Origin of the sequence: Streptomyces sp. CGMCC 4.7035 (genome assembly GCF_031583065.1) — a bacterium.
Taxonomy (GTDB): domain Bacteria; phylum Actinomycetota; class Actinomycetes; order Streptomycetales; family Streptomycetaceae; genus Streptomyces; species Streptomyces yaanensis.
In genome coordinates, this window is sequence record NZ_CP134053.1 from 5,501,362 (window position 1) to 5,517,648 (window position 16,287).

At 70.9% G+C, this 16,287-nt stretch carries 14 protein-coding genes; 8 read left to right on the top strand and 6 right to left on the bottom strand.

Going from position 1 to position 16,287, the window contains the following annotated elements:
* Nucleotides 1–31: 31 nt before the first annotated feature.
* Together Q2K21_RS24015 and Q2K21_RS24020 are read right to left on the bottom strand one after the other, a co-directional pair.
* The gene (locus tag Q2K21_RS24015; protein WP_310774904.1) at nucleotides 32–985 is read right to left on the bottom strand and encodes a hypothetical protein; all 954 of its coding nucleotides are present in this window, start codon (nucleotides 983–985) and stop codon (nucleotides 32–34) included.
* A 209-nt stretch (nucleotides 986–1,194) separates the two neighbouring features.
* Complete coding sequence (locus Q2K21_RS24020) at nucleotides 1,195–2,850, bottom strand: FAD-binding dehydrogenase (protein ID WP_310774905.1); 1,656 nt, start codon at nucleotides 2,848–2,850, stop codon at nucleotides 1,195–1,197.
* Nucleotides 2,851–3,079: 229 nt separating this feature from the next.
* Between Q2K21_RS24020 and Q2K21_RS24025 the strand changes: the two genes are divergently transcribed.
* The 7 genes from Q2K21_RS24025 to Q2K21_RS24055 all read left to right on the top strand — a co-directional run bounded on the left by Q2K21_RS24025 (nucleotide 3,080) and on the right by Q2K21_RS24055 (nucleotide 8,487).
* Nucleotides 3,080–3,973: a DMT family transporter gene (locus Q2K21_RS24025; protein WP_310774906.1), complete on the top strand. Its 894-nt coding sequence runs from the start codon at nucleotides 3,080–3,082 to the stop codon at nucleotides 3,971–3,973.
* Between the two features lie 191 nt (nucleotides 3,974–4,164).
* Nucleotides 4,165–4,683, top strand: a complete 519-nt coding sequence (locus Q2K21_RS24030; RefSeq protein ID WP_310774907.1) for an NUDIX hydrolase — start codon at nucleotides 4,165–4,167, stop codon at nucleotides 4,681–4,683.
* A 130-nt stretch (nucleotides 4,684–4,813) separates the two neighbouring features.
* Entirely contained in the window at nucleotides 4,814–5,206 is a 393-nt protein-coding gene (locus Q2K21_RS24035) for a YidH family protein (RefSeq protein WP_310774908.1), read from the top strand.
* The gene (locus Q2K21_RS24040) at nucleotides 5,203–5,526 is read left to right on the top strand and encodes a DUF202 domain-containing protein (protein WP_310774909.1); all 324 of its coding nucleotides are present in this window, start codon (nucleotides 5,203–5,205) and stop codon (nucleotides 5,524–5,526) included. Before Q2K21_RS24035 ends, Q2K21_RS24040 begins: the two co-directional genes overlap by 4 nt.
* A 209-nt stretch (nucleotides 5,527–5,735) precedes the next feature.
* Complete coding sequence (locus Q2K21_RS24045; protein ID WP_310774910.1) at nucleotides 5,736–6,032, top strand: hypothetical protein; 297 nt, start codon at nucleotides 5,736–5,738, stop codon at nucleotides 6,030–6,032.
* A 211-nt stretch (nucleotides 6,033–6,243) separates the two neighbouring features.
* A complete protein-coding gene (locus tag Q2K21_RS24050; RefSeq protein ID WP_310774911.1) occupies nucleotides 6,244–7,266 on the top strand; it encodes a phosphotransferase family protein in 1,023 nt (340 codons plus the stop codon).
* A gap of 6 nt (nucleotides 7,267–7,272) precedes the next feature.
* Nucleotides 7,273–8,487 carry an acyl-CoA dehydrogenase family protein gene (locus Q2K21_RS24055; RefSeq protein WP_310774912.1) on the top strand — a complete coding sequence of 405 codons (1,215 nt, stop codon included), beginning with the start codon at nucleotides 7,273–7,275 and terminating at the stop codon, nucleotides 8,485–8,487.
* An 82-nt stretch (nucleotides 8,488–8,569) separates the two neighbouring features.
* On the opposite strand, the gene Q2K21_RS24060 is transcribed toward Q2K21_RS24055, so the two are convergent.
* Genes Q2K21_RS24060 through Q2K21_RS24070 form a run of 3 tightly spaced genes read right to left on the bottom strand, consistent with a single transcriptional unit; the run spans nucleotide 8,570 to nucleotide 11,643 of the window.
* Entirely contained in the window at nucleotides 8,570–9,163 is a 594-nt protein-coding gene (locus Q2K21_RS24060; RefSeq protein WP_310774913.1) for a TetR/AcrR family transcriptional regulator, read from the bottom strand.
* A gap of 60 nt (nucleotides 9,164–9,223) precedes the next feature.
* Nucleotides 9,224–10,882 (bottom strand): class I adenylate-forming enzyme family protein, encoded by a 1,659-nt coding sequence (locus Q2K21_RS24065; protein ID WP_310774914.1) that lies wholly within the window; start codon nucleotides 10,880–10,882, stop codon nucleotides 9,224–9,226.
* Complete coding sequence (locus tag Q2K21_RS24070; protein ID WP_310774915.1) at nucleotides 10,879–11,643, bottom strand: SDR family oxidoreductase; 765 nt, start codon at nucleotides 11,641–11,643, stop codon at nucleotides 10,879–10,881. The genes Q2K21_RS24065 and Q2K21_RS24070 overlap by 4 nt, the downstream gene beginning before the upstream one ends.
* Nucleotides 11,644–12,011: 368 nt before the next feature.
* Here Q2K21_RS24070 and Q2K21_RS24075 point away from each other — a divergent pair, with 368 nt between their 5' ends.
* Complete coding sequence (locus Q2K21_RS24075) at nucleotides 12,012–13,352, top strand: serine-threonine protein kinase (protein ID WP_310774916.1); 1,341 nt, start codon at nucleotides 12,012–12,014, stop codon at nucleotides 13,350–13,352.
* Between the two features lie 70 nt (nucleotides 13,353–13,422).
* Here Q2K21_RS24075 and Q2K21_RS24080 read toward each other — a convergent pair whose 3' ends face one another.
* Nucleotides 13,423–16,203 (bottom strand): penicillin acylase family protein, encoded by a 2,781-nt coding sequence (locus Q2K21_RS24080; RefSeq protein WP_310774917.1) that lies wholly within the window; start codon nucleotides 16,201–16,203, stop codon nucleotides 13,423–13,425.
* Nucleotides 16,204–16,287: the final 84 nt, after the last annotated feature.

The window sequence follows — 16,287 nt, forward strand, 5'->3', positions numbered from 1 at the left end:
AGGAACTCCCGGATCTCTCCGTCGGGAGTCGTCATGCCGCCCCCAGCGCGGTGTCGCGCGCGACCCGGAAGGCGTTGAACGGGTCCCGGTCCGGGTAGGACCACGGCGCCGGGGTCGCGTACGCCCCGATGCGCTGGAACAGGGCGGCCGCCTCGGCGCCCCGGCCCTCGCAGTACTTGGCGTGGGCGAGGAAGTTGAGGTCGATGTAGCGGCGCGGGTGGTCCTCGCGCTCCCACTCCAGCCACCAGTCGAACGCGGCCTTCATCACCTGGCGGGCCCGCCGTCCGACCCAGTGCCCGGAGGCGACGGGGTCGGCGGGCTCGGTGCCGGCGTTGGCCAGCACGCGGTAGCGCTCGGCGTGCGCCACGACCGGGAGGATGGCGAGCGGAGAGTCCGCGGGGGCCTGTTCGGCGGCCCAGTTGGCGAAGTCGTAGACCTCGTGCAGCGGGTCCTGGCCGACCTCCGGGTGGCGCTCGGCGAGCCGGGCGACCATCAGGTGGTGCGCGTGGTGGTGGTCGGGGTAGCGGGCGCGGATCTGGTCGAAGAGGCGGACCACGTCCTCCTCGGTGCCGAGCGAACGCTCCAGGATCAGCCGGCCGAGCCAGGGCGTCGGGTCCTCGGGGGCGAGCGCGGCCGCGGCCCCGCAGGCCTCGCGGGCCGCCTCCGGGCGCTCCTTGCCCCGCAGCGCGCGGTGGACGGTGGCGTGGGCGACGAGGACGGAGGCGCAGGGCGACTCGGGTTCGGCACGCTGCCAGTCGCGGGCCCAGGGCAGCGCGGCGGGCTCCTGCGCGAGGACGGTGACGCGGTGTCCGCGACGGTCCCAGTCGTCACGCGTCGCGGCCAGCAGGGCGCGCACGAGGGCCCAGCGCCCCCGGGCGAGAGAGGCCCGGGCGGCGACGAGCTCGGTGTCGTCGAGTGCGGCGTCGAAGGTACGGGCCGCGCGCTTGCGGCCGCGACCGAACGACGGTGGGGGTGGGGGTGGCACCGCGGTGATTCCTTACAGAACGCGGCTTGTCAGGATGCGGTCACGCACAGCAAAACCTCCACCAATGGTTTCCGTCAAGGGTCGACCAAGACAGTGCTGCCTTCCAACCATCCGTGGGCGCAAGGGGATTGAGGCCCGGGCGGACTGCGCGGGACCGTGACCCCACGCGCCCGCGCCCCCGATCCGCACTGGTCGGAGCCCCTGGCCGGCTATCCGACCGCCTTCGCCGCCGCCCGCCCGGCCGTGCGTCCCGAGAACAGGCAGCCGCCGAGGAACGTGCCCTCCAGGGAGCGGTAGCCGTGGACGCCGCCGCCACCGAAGCCCGCCGCCTCCCCGGCCGCGTACACGCCCGCCAGCGGGTCGCCGCCCTCGGCCAGCACCCGGGAGGAGAGGTCGGTCTCCAGACCGCCGAGCGTCTTGCGCGTGAGGATGTTCAGGCGCACCGCGATCAGCGGGCCGGCCTTGGGGTCGAGGATGCGGTGCGGGGCGGCGGTGCGGATCAGCCGGTCGCCGAGGAACCTGCGGGCCCCGCGGATCGCCGTGACCTGGAGGTCCTTGGTGAAGGGGTTCAGGATCTCCCGGTCGCGCGCGACGATCTCGCGGCGCAGTTCGGCCTCGTCGATGAGCGGCTCCTTGGTGAGCGCGTTCATCCCGCGCACCAGCGCGCCCAGGTCCTTCTCGACGACGAAGTCGACGCCGTTGTCCATGAACGCCTTGACCGGTCCGGGCACCTCCGCCCGCGCCCGCCCGATCACGTCCCTGACCGACTTGCCGGTGAGGTCGGGGTTCTGCTCGGAGCCCGAGAGTGCGAACTCCTTGCCGATGATCTTCTGGTCGAGCACGAACCAGGTGTACTCGTACCCGGTCCTCATGATGTGTTCGAGCGTGCCGAGGGTGTCGAAGCCGGGGAAGAGCGGGACGGGCAGCCGCCGGCCGCGGGCGTCGAGCCAGAGGGAGGAGGGACCCGGCAGGATGCGGATGCCGTGGTTCTCCCAGATCGGGTTCCAGTTCTGGAGACCCTCCGTGTAGTGCCACATGCGGTCGCGGTTGATCAGTCGGGCGCCCGCCTCCTCGGCTATGCCGAGCATCTTGCCGTCGACATGCGCGGGCACGCCGGAGACCATCCGCTCCGGCGGGCTGCCGAGGCGCTGCGGCCAGTTGGCGCGCACCAGGTCGTGATTGCCGCCGATGCCGCCCGACGTGATGATCACCGCCTGGGCCTTGAACTCGAAGGCACCGGTCACCGTGCGACTGCTGGCCTTGCCCCGCGGCGCGTCCGACGGCTCCAGGACCTCGCCGGTGACGGTGTCGACGGCACCCGCGCTGCGCGACAGTCCCGTGACGCGGTGGCGGAACTTCAGCTGGACGAGACCGCGCGCCACCCCGGCACGCACCCGCCGCACGAACGGCTCGATCACCCCGGGGCCGGTCCCCCAGGTGATGTGGAAGCGGGGAACGGAGTTGCCGTGACCGTTGGCGTCGTAGCCACCACGTTCGGCCCAGCCGACCACCGGGAAGAAGCGCACTCCCTGCCCGTGCAGCCAGGCCCGCTTCTCACCCGCCGCGAAGTCGACGTACGCCTCCGCCCACTTGCGCGGCCAGTGGTCCTCCGGACGGTCGAAGGCGGCCGTGCCCATCCAGTCCTGGAGGGCGAGCGCGTGACTGTCCCTGATCCGCAGGCGGCGCTGCTCCGGCGAGTCCACGAAGAAGAGACCGCCGAAGGACCAGAAGGCCTGGCCGCCCATCGACTGCTCCGGCTCCTGGTCGAGGAGGATCACCTTCCGTCCGGCGTCCACCAGTTCCGCGGTCGCCGTGAGCCCGGCGAGGCCTGCCCCGATCACGATGACATCAGCGTCGTAGGCCATGCGCCCGTCCTCTCGCGGTGACTGGTGACTACCGGTCGGTATGTTGTCACTGACGGGCCAGATCCTTCGGCAGAAGAGTGATCGCGTCAACTGCCTGTTTTCCGGGTACTCGCACTGTCGGCAAACTCACGCCGTAGGTTCGTCGAGCACGGGCGGGTCACAGCCAGGAGCGCTAAAGTCAGCGTGATACGCATCCTCGTGACCCCGCTGAATCCTTGAGGTACGCAGCGTGTCGGTACTGGTTCTGGCTCTCGCCGTGAGCGCGGCCTTCTGCCTGGGCACCGGGTTTGTGCTGCAACAACACGCCGCCCAGCAGGCTCCGCTGAGTGACTTCCTCTCCCCCCGGCTGCTGCTGGACCTGATGAAGATGCCGCGCTGGCTCGGCGGCATCGGCCTGATGGTGGCCGGCATGATCCTCAGCGCGATAGCGCTGTCCCAGGGCGAGCTCTCGCTGGTGGAGCCGCTGGTCGCCACGAACCTGCTGTTCGCGATGGCCGAGTCGCGCCGGGTGACCAAGCAGCCGCTGGGTCGCCAGGGCTGGGGCGGGCTCGCGCTGCTCGCCGGCGGCGTCACGGCGTTCATCGTGGCGGCTCAGCCCAAGGGGGGTGTCGCCGTCACCGATCCCCTACGGCACTGGCTGATCATCGGGGTGATGGTCGGTGTCGCGCTGTTGCTGACGACGTATGCGAAGAAGTCCCGGCTGATCATCGGGCCGGTGCTGCTGGGGCTTGCGGCGGGGCTGCTGTACGGCGTGCAGGACGCGCTCACCCGGGTCAGCGGTCAGCGGCTCACGGAGGGCGGTTGGACGGAGTTCATCACGGGCTGGCAGCCGTACGGCGTGCTGGTGCTCGGCGTGACGGGCCTTCTCCTGGTGCAGAGCGCGTTCGAGACGGCTCCGCTGCGGATGTCCCTGCCCGCGCTCACCGCGGCGCAGCCACTGGCGGGGATCATCTGCGGGGTGGGCTTCCTCGGCGACCGGCTGCGCACCGACGTGGGCGCACTGGCCTGGCAGGCGGCGGGCCTGGCGGCGATCGTCCTCGGCATCGTGCTGCTCGGACTGCACCCGGCGATGCCACGGGGGTCGGCGACACCGGAGCGGGAGAAGAACCTGCAACCGGGCTGACGGACACCGCGCGGCGCGGGTTCCACACTCCCCCGCGCCCCGGATGCCGACCGGGATCCCCCCTCAGGACGGACTTCCCCGGCGACCGGCCGCACACCGACGCGGACGCGCCGACCCGGAACGCTGCACGGCTGACACCATCCTCCGGTTCGGCGCTCCCCCGCGTCCGGGCGAACTGCTTGGATGGGCCCATGAGTGCCGCTGACGAACTCCTCGACATCGTGGACGAGAACGACAGGGTCATCGGGCAGTCGCCGCGCGGTGAGGCGTATGCGCGCGGGCTGCGCCACCGGTGCGTGTTCATCCAGGCACGAGACGCCGAGGGCCGTGTCTTCGTCCACCGCCGCACCCCGACCAAGCTGGTCTTCCCCTCCCTGTACGACATGTTCGTCGGCGGGGTCGTCGGCGCGGGCGAGACGTACGACGACGCCGCCCTGCGGGAGGCCGAGGAGGAACTCGGCGTCAGCGGGCTGCCCCGGCCCGAGCCGCTGTTCAAGTTCCTGTACGACGACGGCGCCGGCCGGACCTGGTGGTCCTCGGTCTACCAGGTCCGCTGCGACCTGCCCGTCTCCCCGCAGGTCGAGGAGGTCGCCTGGCACGACTTCCTGCCGGAGGACGAGGTGGAGCGCCGGCTGTCCGACTGGGAGTGGGTCCCGGACGGTCTCGACGCGTACGAGCGGCTCAAGACGCACCGCCGGTCCACGGGCTGACCCACCGCGGTGAGCGCGCGGAACAGACGGGCTACCGCCTCCGGCTCCGCGACGTCGACCGGGTCGGACCAGGAATGGCCCCTGCCGCCCGGCCCCGGCCCCCGTACAGCGGCCCGGTAGGGTCCTGCGCGTGATCGAATTCGCACGGAACGTCCGGCTCTGGTTCGCGCCCCAGGAGATCCGGCGGGAAGGCGGCACCCCCGACTACCGGTTCTCGCTGGCCAACGAGCGCACCTTCCTGGCCTGGCTGCGCACCGCGCTCGCGCTGATCGGCGGCGGCTTCGCCGTGGACCAGTTCCTGCCGGACCTGCGCTGGGCCTGGCGCGTCGGACTCGCCCTCGCGTTGCTGGCCGCCGGTGTGCTGTGCTCGCTGCGCGCCGTCAACCACTGGGTGCGCTGCGAGCGGGCGATGCGGCGCGGCGAGGACCTTCCGGTGTCCCGCTTCCCGGCACTGCTGGGCGTCGCCGTCGCCGTGGTCGCGGTCGCCATGGTCGTGGTCGTCCTCGTCGGCTGGGAAGGATGAGCGGCCCGGCCCGGGACCGCGACCCGGGGCTCCAGCCCGAGCGGACCCGGCTCGCGTGGCGGCGTACGACCCTTTCGAGCACCGTGGCCGCGGTGCTCGCCGTGAAGACGGCGCTGCACGGGAACACGGCGGCCGGCTATGTCGTCGCCTCCCTGTGCTGCCTGCTCTGGCTCGGCTTCCTGGCCCTCGCCCACCGGCGCATCCACGCCCTGGCGACCGCGGACGCCGGCCGGCCGCCCGCCCTCACCCCCCGCCACGCCGCCGCCGCGACCCTCGCCACGGCGGCCCTCGCGGTCTGCGCGGCCGCACTGGTGTTCTGAACGTCCTCGGGGTACCGGACGGCGCACCTGCCGTCGGGTTCCCTGCCGGTACACGTGCGGGTTCCCTGCCGGTACACGTGCCGTCGGGTTCCTTACCGGTACACGTGCCGTCGGGTTCCTTACCGGTACACGTGCCGGATATTCCGGAAATACTCCGCTTCACCCGTTAGCCTGAGCCGTCATCAACGACGCCTCCGAAGGTGAGCGCCATGAGCACCCTCCACCCGGAACACACCGCGCACCCCCACAGCCACGGACCGGCCTGCGGACATGACGCGATGCCGCACGGGGACCACGTCGACTACGCGCACGACGGGCATCTGCGTCGCGAGCACGGCGGCCACTGGGACGAGCGCGAGCCCGGCGGGCACATCGCCCACGAAGGCCATGAGCACCGGCACGGCGAGGGCTGCGGCCATCGCCCGGTCCCGCACGGCGACCACATCGACTACCTGCACGACGGCCACCGGCACGCGGAGCACGAGGGGCACTGGGACGACCATTGACCGGCCAGGCGCGGCCGGGGCGCCGTTGCCGCACGGCGCCGGCGGTCGCCGTGGCACCCAGGACCGTCGGCGGCGCCGGCCGTGGCACCCAGGAGCATCGGCGTCACGAGACCCTCGTGGCGCCGATCACGTTTGCTCCGCCCACTGGACGACATACCGACCGGTCGGCATCATGATGCAGGTCCTGGTTTCCGCGCACGTAGGAGCAATGATGACCCCAGACCACCCGCCGGGTCTCGATCTCGACCGGCTGCGCGGCCTGCTCGACGCCGAGCGGCCCGGCCTGGTGAGCGGCCCCCTGACCGGCCGGCTGATCGAGGGCGGGCGGTCGAACCTCACCTACGCGGTCTCGGACGGCGCGGCCAAGTGGGTCGTACGGCGTCCCCCGCTGGGGCATGTCCTGGCCACCGCGCACGACATGAAGCGCGAGCACCGGGTGATCAGCGCGCTGCACCCGACGGCCGTTCCGGTGCCGCGTCCGGTGCTGCTGTGCGAGGACGAGTCGGTCCTGGGCGCCCCCTTCTACGTGATGGACTTCGTCGAGGGCACCCCCTACCGCACCGCGGAACAGCTCGCCCCGCTCGGCCCGCGGCGCACCCGGGACGCGGTCCTCGGGCTGGTCGACACCCTGGTGGAGCTGCACGCGGTGGAGCCGGGCGAGGTGGGTCTCGCGGACTTCGGCCGCCCGGAGGGCTTCCTGGACCGGCAGCTGCGCCGCTGGGGCAAGCAGCTGGACGCGTCCCGCAACCGCGAACTGCCCGGCATCGACGAGCTTCACGCCGCGCTCGGGCGCGAGCTGCCCGCCTCCCCCGCGCCGACCGTGATCCACGGCGACTACCGCCTGGACAACGTCCTCCTCGGTGACGACGACAAGATCACCGCCATTCTCGACTGGGAGATGTCCACGCTCGGCGACCCGCTCACCGACCTCGGTCTGCTGGTGATGTACAGCGTGCCGCTCGGGCTGCCCGACTCCCCGGTCTCCACCACCGCCACGGCCGCCGGGCATCCGGCCCCCGCCGAGATCGTCGAGCGGTACGCCACGCGCTCGGGGCGTGACGTCGCCGCCGTCTCCTGGTACTCGGCGTTCGCCTGGTTCAAGCTCGCCGTGATCCTGGAGGGCATCCACTACCGCTACACCCTGGGCCAGACGGTCGGCGCGGGCTTCGACCGCATCGGCGAGCTGGTGCCCGTCTTCATCGAGCACGGCCTGACCACCCTTCAGGAAGGCTGATCCGCCATGGACTTCGCATTCGACGCGCGCACCGAGGAGCTGCGCGCCAAGCTGCTCGCCTTCATGGACGAGTACGTCTACCCGGCGGAGGCCGTAGCCCACGAGCAGCACGCGCGGCTCGCCTCGCCGTGGGACACGCCCGCCGTGGTCGAGGAGTTGAAGGCGGAGGCACGCAGGCAGGGCCTGTGGAACCTCTTCCTGCCGGACGCCGAGTACGGCGCCGGGCTCACGAACCTCCAGTACGCCCCGCTCGCCGAGATAACCGGCCGCTCCCCGCAGCTCGCGCCCACCGCGCTGAACTGCGCGGCGCCCGACACCGGCAACATGGAGGTGCTGGCGCAGTTCGGCGACGAGCAGCAGAAGAAGCAGTGGCTTCAGCCGCTGCTCGCCGGGGAGATCCGCTCGGCGTTCGCGATGACCGAGCCCGAGGTGGCCTCCTCGGACGCCACCAACATCACCACGCACATCGAGCGGGACGGCGACGAGTACGTCATCACCGGCCGCAAGTGGTACATCTCCGGGGCGATGAACCCCGACTGCAAGATCTTCATCGTGATGGGCAAGACGGACCCGGACGGTGTCGACATCCGCCGGCAGCAGTCCATGGTGCTGGTCCCGCGCGACACCCCGGGCGTCCACGTCAAGCGCGCGATGCAGGTCTACGGCTACGAGGACCACTACCACGGCGGTCACGCCGAGGTCGTCTTCGACCACGCGCGCGTGCCGGTGTCGAACCTGATCGGCGAGGAGGGCGGCGGCTTCGCCATCGCCCAGGCGCGACTCGGTCCGGGCCGCATCCACCACTGCATGCGGCTGATCGGCATGGCCGAGCGGGCCATCGAGCTGATGTGCAGGCGGGCCGTCACACGTACGGCGTTCGGCAAGCCGCTGGCCCAGCAGGGTGTGGTGCACAACTGGATCGCCGACGCGCGCGTGGCCGTCGAGCAGCTGCGGCTGCTGGTCCTCAAGACGGCGTGGATGATGGACACGGTCGGCAACAAGGGCGCCCACACCGAGATCCAGGCCATCAAGATCGCCACTCCGCGCACGGTCGTCGACATCATCGACAAGGCCGTCCAGCTGCACGGCGCGGGCGGCGTGAGCCAGGACTTCCCGCTCGCCGAACTGTGGGCGGCGGCCCGGACGCTGAAGCTCGCGGACGGTCCGGACGAGGTGCACCAGCGGTCGCTGGCGCGGCGGGAGCTGAAGAAGTACCTGTGAGGCACGGCGTAAGGGGCGGCCGCCATTGCGGCCGCCCCTTACGCGCATGACTCCACGCAAGACGTCAGGGACCCGTACGGGGTCAGGGCCGCAGCGCGCGCAGCAGCAGGTCGGCCAGGTGGTCGGCGACCTCCTGCGGGCTGAGCGGCCCGTCCGGGCGGTACCAGGTCGACAGGTGGTGCACCGAGCCGAAGTGGTAGTCGACGACCAGGTCGGCGGGCGTGGCCGTGGAGAACACGCCCTCCTTCTGGCCCTCCTCGATCAGCGCACGGAACCGCTCGTGGTAGCGGCGCCGCTCGGCGCGTACCTGCTTGTTCTTCTCCGGGCTCAGATGGTGCATGGACCGGAAGAAGATCATCGCGTCGTCGAGGTTCTCGATCGTGGTGACGACGACGTCGGCCGCCGCGTCCCGAAGGCGCTTCTCGACCGGCTCGTCGGCGTCCGCGAAGGCATCGAGGCGCTCCTGCTGGACGCGCAGCACGCGCGCGTACACCTCGTGCAGCAGGTCGTCCTTGGAGCCGAAGTAGTGGTACAGCGCACCCTTGGTGACGCCGGCCGCCTCGACGATCTCCTGCACGGACGTGCGGTCATAGCCTCGCTCGGCGAAGAGCCGGGTGGCGGCGGCCAGCAGCCGCTGCGGAACGGGCGTACCGTCCCCGTCCGTCGTCCTGGGCACTGCCGCCACCTGCCTTTCCGTGATGTCTACTGGCCGTCGATGTCTACTGGCCGTCGATGTCTACTGGCCCTCGTGCGACCGGGAACGCAGTTCCCGACGAAGGATCTTCCCACTCGCCGTCTTCGGCAGGTCGGGCAGGATCTCCACCTGACGCGGGTATTTGTAGGCGGCCAGTCTCTCCTTGCAGTAAGCAGCGAACGCATCGGGGTCTTCGTCACACCCCGGACGCAGGCTGATGTACGCCTTCACGGTCTCCCCGCGATACCCGTCCGCGACCCCGACGACGGCCGCCTCGCGCACCGCCGGGTGCGTGTACAGGACGTCCTCGACCTCACGCGGCCACACCTTGAAGCCGGACGCGTTGATCATGTCCTTCTTGCGGTCGACGACGTACAGCCAGCCCTGAGGGTCCATGAAGCCGATGTCGCCGGTGCGCAGCTCACCGTCCGGAAAGGTCTCGGCGGTGGCCTCGGGGCGCCGCCAGTAGCCGGGCACGACCTGCGGGCCCCGTACGACGATCTCGCCCTGCTCGCCGAACGGCACCTCCTCGCCCTGGTCGTCGACGATGCGGACGACCGTGTCGGGCCCCGGCACGCCGACGGCCAGGGTGCCGGAGACCGGGTCGACCGGGGCCTCGTGGTCGGGCGGCACCGAGGCGCAGGGGGCGGTGCACTCGGTGAGGCCGTAGCCGTTGCGGATGTACGGCCCGAAGCCTGCCCGGAACTTCTCCACCAGGGCGGGCGGCACCGGGGCGCCGCCGGAGGAGATCTTGTGGAAGGAGGAGAAGTGGTCGGGTGTGACGGCCGGGTGGGCGGCCAGCGCCATGAAGGCGGTCGACGGGCCGACCGTGTAGTGGGGCCGGTGCTCGGCGAACGCGTCGAGGACGACGCCCGGCTCGAAGCGGTAGGTCAGGACGAGCGTGCCCCCGCTGATGAGGCACGCCACGAGCTCGCAGACCATCCCGGTGATGTGGAACAGGGGTGCCAGCGCGAAATAGACGGGCGCCTCCGGCAGCCCCATGCCCGTCCGCTGCCGCTCGGCGTTGTACATGATGTTGCCGTGCGTGTTGGTGGCGCCCTTGGGGGTGCCGCTGGTGCCGGAGGTGTAGCTGATCAACGCGATGTCGGACGGGGCCGGGTCGCGGCCCTCGGGCGCCTTGTGGGCCTGCCGGGCGACGGTGAGGAGATCGTCGGCGTCCGGGGCGCTGTCGAGCCGCTCGAAGGCCAGCACGCGCGCGTCGTCGCGGGTCTGGAGGTCCAGCTCGCAGGCGGTGAGCACGATGCGTACGGGCGAGTCCGCGGCCGTCTCGCGCAGATACGACTCCCAGGCGCGGTCGGAGCACACCAGGGCGGTCACCTCCGCGTCCTTGAGGACGTGCGTGACCTCGCCCGACTTGTACATCGGGTTGACGGGCACGACGGTCGCGCCCGCCTTCCAGGCGCCCAGCAGGGCGAGCACGAAATGCGGGGAGTTCTGCAGGAGGATCGCGACGCGGTCGCCGCGCGCAAGGCCGCGGGCGGCGAGGTGGCCTGCGACGGAGTCGGTCAGCTCGTCCAGTTCGGCGTAGCTGATCCTGCCGTCGAAGTAGGCCAGGGCGGTGCGGTCCGCAGGGGCCGTGCGCAGGGCGTGCACCAGGGAGTCGGCGGGGCTGATCGGGGCGCGCTGGGCCTCGTCGAGCAGGGCCAGCCAGGGCTTGGCGGCGTAGCGGGAAGTGGTCACTTGGCGGCCTCCCACTTCTGCTGGAGGTGGTTCATGCTCGTCAGCCAGCGGTCCGGCTCGGTGGCGCGCGCCTCGTAGTACGCGGCGACCTCGGGGTGCGGCAGGATCAGGAAGCGGTCCTCCTCGATTCCCTTGAAGAGCGCGTCGGCGACGTCCTCGGGGTCGATCGCGGTCGGCGCGAGCACCAGTTCACCGGCGCTGCCGGAGGCGGTCAGCATGTCCGTGCGCACGCCCTGGGGACAGATCGCGTGGACCTTGAGGCCGCGGTGCCGGTACGTCAGCGACAGCCACTCGGCGAAGGCGTACGCGCCGTGCTTGGTGACGCTGTACGGCGCGGCGCCGATCATGGTGAGCAGCCCGGCGGCCGAGACCGTGGAGACGAACCGGCCCTCGCCGCGCTCCAGCCAGGCGGGCAGGAGCGCGCGGGCGGCGCGGACGTGCGCCATGACGTTGACGTCCCAGGCCTGCGCCCACACCTCCTCCTCCGCGGCCTCGCCGCCGCCGGAGCCGATGCCCGCGTTGGCGCAGTAGACGTCGACCGTGCCGCCGAGGGCGTTCCGTGCCTCGGTCACGATCGCGGAGGCGTCGCCCGGGACCGCGATTCCGCCGATCTCATCGGCCACGGCCTTCGCCCGGCCGGCGTCCAGGTCGTTGACGACGACCCGGGCCCCCTCGGCGGCGAAGCGGCGGGCCAGCGCGGCCCCGATGCCGCCTCCCGCTCCGGTGACGACCACTCCCGCATCCTGCACGGCTTCCACCATCGGTCTCCTTCGACGCGACGCGAATCGGCTCTGCTGCCTTCGGCTCTGCCGAGAGCGCCAGACTAACCAGTCGGTATGTTGCGAGGGAAGGGGTGACCGACGGCGCGGCGGAGGGAAGCCCTCCGGTGTTCGGGGATGTCGCAGGCGGGAGGTGTCTCGTCGTACGGGGTGCAGGCGATCCTCGATCAAGGAGCGGGCGGATCCGGACGATCCGCACGGTGTCCGCTCACGGAATGACCATGCGTGCCGACCCCTCGTGTACGGATGTGTCGTGACGTATGGCCAACCTTCCCCACCAGCAGGACGATGCGCTCACAGCGCACTCGACCTCGGGGCAAGGGGGACCTGCCATGGCTGCGGTACCGGAAATGAGCGTGCGTCCCTACTGGGAAGTGACCTTCGACGCGGACGGGGACGTGGACGCGCCGGAGCGGGACCGGCTGCTCGCGGACGTGAACCGGCAGAACGTGCGGGACCTGCTGGTCTTCGCGCACGGCTGGAACAACCAGCGCTCCGGCGCGACCCGGCTCTACAGCCGCTTCTTCGCACCGGTGCCGTCGCTCGCGCCCAAGGCACGCCTCGGGTACGTGGGCGTCATCTGGCCGTCGATGATGTTCGCGGACGAGCCGATCCCGAACTTCCCGGCGTCGGCGGCGGCCGAGGTCCCAAAGACCGCACGGTCGCAGCTGGACAAGAACAGCCGGCACGCGCTCCTGGAGGTCTTCCCCGGCCGCGCGACCGTGGTGGAACAGATCGCGCGGCTGCTGGAGCAACGCCCGGTCGACGGCGCGTCGTTGGAGGAGTTCGGGCGGCTCGTACGACTGCTGGTGGATGTACCTCCGCAGGGGCCGCAGGCCGCGTTCGCCGCGGACACACTGGCGGAGGGGGTGCCCGAGAGCGAGCCGGAGATGCTGTTCGGGGACACGGCGCGGGCGTGCGCGGACTTCGCGCGGGCGCTGGAGCTGGTGGAGTCGCCGGACGGGGCGGCGCAGGGGGCGCAGGGGTTCTCGTTCACGCCGAAGGGGGTGTGGGACGGGGCGCACGAGTTGCTGCGGCAGGCCACGTACTACGCGATGAAACGGCGCGCCGGGACGGTCGGCGAGCGCGGGCTGGGGCGCGTGATCGGACAGTTGGCGCAGGCGGCGCCGAACGTGCGCGTGCATCTGATCGGGCACAGCTTCGGCGGCCGGCTGGTGTCGTTCACGCTGCGCGGGCTCCCGGAGGGCGTGCGCACGGTGAAGTCGGTGACCCTGCTCCAAGGGGCGTTCTCCCACTACGCGTTCGCCGCGCGTCTGCCCGACGACCCGCATGCCAGCGGTGTGCTGCACGGCCAGCAGAACCGCATCGACGGGCCGCTGGTGTGCTGCTGGTCCCGCTTCGACTCGGCGCTGTCCACGTTCTACCCGCTGGCGTCGCGGATGGCGGGCGATGACCGGTCGCTGGCCGGGGACCTCGCGGAGAACTTCGACGTCGGCCGCCTCCTCGGTGCCAAGTGGGGAGCGATGGGGCACGACGGGGTGCAGGCGGTGGACGGCACGCAGCGCTACGTGCTCGCCGATGCGCTGAAGCGGAAGCTGCCGGCGTCGGGTTGCGTGAACGTCGACGCATCCGCGGTGGTCTGCCACGGCGACCCGCCGAACGGCGCGCACAGCGACATCGTGCACCGGGAGCTGGCGCAGGTGGTGCTGGCGGCGGGCCGGGTGACCTGACCCGCCGTCGGCCTGGGTCCTGTCGTCGAACTCGGGGCAGACGGGAGTTCGACGACAGGGACCGGATCACCTAGCGGTGCGACGTGTACTCCACCACCTGCTGGAACGTCGGCCGGTTCTGCCAGCTGATCTTGCCGTGCTTGATACCGCCGAGGGTGCGCTGGACGATCGAGTCGGCGCACCACTGGTCACCCGCGGAGCACTGGTCGTCGCCCGGGTAGACCTGGGACGCGGTCTTGCCGGCCGCTTCCTTCAGCGTGCTGATCAGGATGTCCCGGCAGGAGCTCAGGCTGCCGCCGCCGCAGTACTTCTGCGTCAGTCCGCCCTGCACGGACTCACCCAGCACCGCCCGGATGTCCTTGTCGACATAGCTCCACCAGCCGTACTGGAAGGAGCTTCCGGCGTGCGAGCCGGTCGGGCCGTGCGCGGCCGAGGGTGACTCGTCGACCGGCAGGTTGTTGGTGAAGGCGGTGTACAGGTCGCTGCCCAGACCGGGCTGGAACTCGGCCTTCACCAGCAGCGGCCACCAGGCGTCCAGGATGCGGATCGCGTCGGCGTTGGCGTACGTCTTCGAGCCGGCCGAGGTCTCCGTGCGCTTCGCGCCCGCCGACACCCACGCGGACAGCTTGCTCACCGCCGCCGCGGCCGTGGAGTCCGTGACCGCCGAGCTGCCCACGACCTTCAGCAGTTTCGGCAGCACGTCCTCGGCGCGCAGATCTTCGAGGGCCGCGTCCGCCATGGCCTTCACCAGCGACGACCTGGTGACCCCGCCGGCCGCCACCAGCTTCTTCACCCGGTCCTCCAGCAGGTTGCCGCGGTGGACCGACCCGTCGCCCCAGGGAGCGGTCGTGTAGTCCTTGGCCTGCTTGTTGTTCCAGGAGATGTAGTAGTCCTGGTCGATGGAGTTGGGGTGGGCGGACGCCGGCGTGTAGTCGGCGGTGTTGGTCGCCGGGTTCCAGTTCTTCCACTCGTACGCCGCCTGGGCCCACACCGGGAACTCGGCGTCGACGCCGCTCGCACGCACCGGGTTGTCGCCACTGTTGTAGTACGCGGTGTGCTGGGAGTCCGCGTAGAACCAGTTGAACGTGTAGTTGATGTGCTGGACCGCGCTCTGGAAGGTCGCCGGGCTCTTGACGTAGTCCGGGTCGTTCAGCATCTGGAAGCCGATGATCGAGTCGGCCTCGTGCAGGAAGGACGAGCGCAGGGTGGTGTAGGCGACCTTCTTGCCGCCCACGGTCGCCCGGTACTCCACCGGTCCGTACTTCGTGCGCCAGACGCGCATCGTGTACGAGCCCGCCGCGGTCCCGTCGGCCGTCGTCGGCGTCCAGGAGTTCTTCTGTTCGACCTTGTCCATGGCCGTGCAGGTGCCGTGATACAGGTAGTGGTAGTCGTCCTGGCACAGCTCGACCGCGTAGGTGTCGATGATGTCCTGGCCGGAGGTCGTGGCGCTCCAGGAGTAGTCCTGGCCGCGGCCGAGTTCGACGTACATGCTCAGACCCGCGAAGGAGGCGCCGCGGGCGCTGATGCCGGGGCCCTGGATCTCCTGGAGCATCAGCAGCTGGGGCGCGAAGTAGCCGGTCTGCGGTCCGAAGACGGCGATCGGGTGGCCGCTGGCGGTGTACTTGCCGCTCACCACGAGGGCGTTGGACATACCGCGCTTCGCGGAGGTCCGGGCGGTGGTGGCCGCCGTGGTGGAGGCGCTGGTGGCGCTGGAGCCGGCCGCGCTGCCGGTGCGGTCGTAGACGAGCTGCTCCTGGGTCACCGAACCGGTGTCGGGCAGTGCTTCGCCCTGCGGGCTGTCGGGCTTGGCGGCGTACGGGAAGCTCTCGCCGTTGTGGACGGTGAGGACGGCCTCGGGGTCGTTGCGCTCACGGAAGGACTCCCAGACCTTGGTGCCCTCCTCCACGCCGTACTTGGACTGGGCGGCGAGCAGGGAGATCGCGTTGTTGACCTCACCGCCGCCGCCGGAGCCGAAGAGCGTGCCGATGACGGAGGCGAGAGCGACCAGGTCGGTGGTCTTGAAGTGGTCGATGGTGCCGGCGTTGGTGATGGAGTCCTTGTGGCCGGTCAGGACGTACTCGCCGGGGAAGTAGCGGCCGCTGTCGGAGGCGTCGATGTAGGCGTTGATTCCGGCGACGTAGGCGTTGACGTCGGCGAGGGCCTGCTTGCCGTGGTCGCCGGCGGCGGCCACGGCGTTGTCGATCTGGGCCTGCAGATCGGCCTCGGTGTACGGCGCGTTGCGCCAGAACTCCTGTTCCAGGCCCTGGTTGGACGCCGCGCCGCCCGCGAAGGTGGTCAGCTGGCCACGGCCCACGTGCCGGAAGACGTCCATCAGCCACAGCCGGTCCTCAGCCGCGGCATATCCGGCGCCGAACTCCGTGCCGTATCGAGTGGTACCGGTGATGTGCGGGACGCCCGTCTTCTTGTCGCGGACGATCGTCACGTCGCTGCGGCCGGCGGGTTTCTCGGTGGAGGCGACTTGATCGGAAGAGACGCCGAACGACGCATCGTTGAAGAAGGTGTTGATCTTCGCGTCGGTGAGCGTGGAGTAGCCGGTGGCCAGATTGGCGTACGGGCCGAGCTGGTCCTCGGCGTGGCCGGGCTGGGTGCCGAAGGCCTGGTTGAGGAGGATCTGGGCGAGGGTCGCGTTGCCGTTCTCGCCCGGCGGGAGGATGTCCGAACACTGGCCGCCGCAGTAGTCGTTGGACGCGGCCGCGGTCGCGGTGCCGCCGACCGCCGGGGACAGGAGACCGGCGACGAGCACGCATATCGAAGCGGCTTTGAGGAACTTGGCGAATCTGCGGGGAGTTATCGGTCTGTCGAGGGTGGTTCGTGGGGTGCGCCGTGGCATGGCAGCTCCTCCGGACGGTGGTGGGCCGGATGTTACCGCCGGTATCCCCGGGATTGAACATGAACATGCGTCAACTTTTTGGGC